4 protein-coding genes are annotated in these 2,349 nt (G+C 33.3%); 2 read left to right on the plus strand and 2 right to left on the minus strand.

Annotation, left to right across the window (positions count from 1 at the left end):
• Both TY19_RS08355 and TY19_RS08360 read right to left on the minus strand, forming a co-directional pair.
• Positions 1-242, minus strand: a 242-nt coding sequence (locus TY19_RS08355; RefSeq protein ID WP_042281698.1) for a type II toxin-antitoxin system HicB family antitoxin, incomplete at its 3' end; no start/stop codon positions are given.
• Positions 236-493, minus strand: a complete 258-nt coding sequence (locus TY19_RS08360) for a type II toxin-antitoxin system HicA family toxin (RefSeq protein WP_042281700.1) — start codon at positions 491-493, stop codon at positions 236-238. The genes TY19_RS08355 and TY19_RS08360, both read right to left, overlap by 7 nt.
• A gap of 213 nt (positions 494-706) precedes the next feature.
• On the opposite strand from TY19_RS08360, the gene TY19_RS08365 reads away from it, so the two are divergent.
• Positions 707-925, plus strand: a complete 219-nt coding sequence (locus tag TY19_RS08365) for a hypothetical protein (protein ID WP_042281703.1) — start codon at positions 707-709, stop codon at positions 923-925.
• On the plus strand, positions 909-1,223 hold the full coding sequence (locus tag TY19_RS08370; RefSeq protein WP_042281705.1) for a helix-turn-helix domain-containing protein: 315 nt from the start codon (positions 909-911) through the stop codon (positions 1,221-1,223). The genes TY19_RS08365 and TY19_RS08370 overlap by 17 nt, the downstream gene beginning before the upstream one ends.
• The last annotated feature ends 1,126 nt before the right edge of the window (positions 1,224-2,349 follow it).

Here is a 2,349-nt window from a genome sequence, read left to right on the forward strand (position 1 = left end):
ACATAAAGATCTGAAGGCATTCTTAAGCTGAACTTTCCTGAGTACGACTTTTCTGGCTCTACTCCTCTTTCCTTACACCAATCAATATAATCATCAATAGAATCCCTAAAAGCTTGCTCGATTTCGTCAACGGTTGTCCCTTGAAAAGTAATAACAGCTTTTAGTCCTGTTACTTCTCCATGAAAAATACGAGCTGCATCATCATAGACAACAAAACCAGAATAATTTTTATATTTTAACATGGCTTTACTCCTGCATTTTCTAAAAACCTACGCACAGAAATAAGAGGACCTTTATCCGTTTCTTTTTGAGGATGTGGGCGATGAAAAATGGCCTCTTGGCCATTTAATAGAATTCTGATTCTTGAGCCTCTCCCCTCTTGAGTATCTGCACCAAGAGCAGAGAATAAGGATTCAACGTCCTTCCATTTCACGTTTGCTTGAACTGGCTTGGCAAATATCGCTTGTAGTGTAATCAGGTGTTTCTTATTCATGATTTTGTGATATCATATTTTGATGTTATAATCAAGGAATTCCTATATTTACGATATTGGCGTATAATCAACTTATGAGAAGAATTTCTATTGATTCTGCTATCTTGACACGAATTTTTGATAAGCTAATCGCGGAAAGAAAGTTTTTAAAGATTTTGATAAATTTGAAGCAAATTTAATTAAAGATCCAAACAAGTTAATTTAATTACCGGAATGGGAGAATTAAAGAAGGCACGTATTAAATTTTCTGCTAAGGAGAAAAGCGTTGGATTCCGAGTAGACTATTTAGATTTTCTTGAGGATGGAATTACCTATTATGTTGTTATTGACCCCAAGAACGTTAAGGGAGATTTAAGTTCTGAAGAAAAAAAGATTATTTTAAAAATGATTCAGGAGATAAAAAAAGGAGTTAAAAATGAGCGAAATGTTTGAACTTCTTGAAGAAGGTCTTAACGATATTATTGAACATCAAAAAGGGAAAAATAAGTTAAAGAAACGTAATGTAGACATTTCTGAACCTGCAAATATGTATTCTGCTCAAGATGTAAAGAGGATTCGAGAATCACTTAATTATCCACAAAATTTATTCGCTAGATTTTTGAATGTTAGTATTAGAACGGTTGAAGCCTGGGAAACAGGTAGAAGAACTCCAAATCACGCAGCTCTACGACTTCTCGAAATTGTAGATAAAGGAATTTACCATCCTCAAAGCTTAAAAAAGAGTGTTTGATAATAGAAATAAATAAAAGATTCTTATTCCACCTAAAAAGCCGATTCTTTGGGATGGTTTTAAAAGGTATTATTCTAATCTACTCTTCCATTTCCATTTGCTAGATAGCTATCTTTGCTTATGGCTATATAAAGTTCGATTTTTGTCATCACAGATACCTCTGTTTGTGCCCATAAAAATTAGCCGGTAAGTTCTTTCAATAAATTCATTAACATCGCTTTGTTTTTCAGGACTTTTTGAAAGAAATCAGAGTCTACATTTTTGACTCTTTTCCTAGACTTTTTTGTTACGTTTCTTCCTTCTTCAGTGAGGAAAAGAGAAAATACTCGAGGATCAGATGGCTTACGATGTCTCCTACTAACCCTTTTGTTTCGAGCGTACGAAAAACCTGTAAAGTCATCATAATATCTGCCCATACATGTTTACTTAAATCCATTTTTTTTCACTATCCCTTGTAATGAGTTTCTAAACAACCTATTCTGGATAACAGGGCAATTTGTACATAAATTAAATTCAATTCTGAGTCCTTGCTTGAAATGGCTTGCCAAATATCGCTTGTAGTGTAATCAGGTGTTGCTTATTCATCATTTTATGATGTCATAATCAAATCGTTTAGATTAAATTTTTAAATTATAAGTGAAAATATGAATACAAGCGAATTTAGCTGGGCAAAATTCTCAAGGATTTCGCAGTACAATAATGAAAAATGGAAGACTTACTAGCGAAAAAGCAGTAAATGCGCAGATAAAGCAATCCTATTAAGGTCTGGGCTAAATTTTTTACAGCAGTTACTGATGTAAAGAGTTTAAAGTTGCAAAATGTCACTTCTGAAGGCTCTTTAAATATTTGATAAAAAAAGAAGCGTACTCAATCTCTAGTGGCTGCTTTCCCATCTAGATGGGAAGGCTTCTAGAGTTTAATCCCTGGTGTCTGATTCAAGAGACAAAATAATTTTACTCTAAATTGTATCCCTTAAATCTTATAAGCATCCTTTTCTTTTTCAGTAAACACCCTGAAACTATAGACACTTTTTAAAATTTTTCTGTGCTTTTTTTTAAAAGGATAGCATGATTTTCTATTTTTTGTTGTGCCCCTTTTCGCGGGCAATGTCAACACTCTTCTTTAC

Origin of the sequence: Candidatus Protochlamydia sp. R18 (genome assembly GCF_000648255.1) — a bacterium.
Lineage (GTDB): Bacteria > Chlamydiota > Chlamydiia > Chlamydiales > Parachlamydiaceae > Protochlamydia > Protochlamydia amoebophila.

What these genes read in the sequence shown, in the direction of transcription:
- TY19_RS08360 (WP_042281700.1), bottom strand. Translation starts at nt 493, where the DNA reads ATGAATAAGAAACACCTGATTACACTACAAGCGATATTTGCCAAGCCA.
- TY19_RS08365 (WP_042281703.1), top strand. Translation starts at nt 707, where the DNA reads ATGGGAGAATTAAAGAAGGCACGTATTAAATTTTCTGCTAAGGAGAAA.
- TY19_RS08370 (WP_042281705.1), top strand. Translation starts at nt 909, where the DNA reads ATGAGCGAAATGTTTGAACTTCTTGAAGAAGGTCTTAACGATATTATT.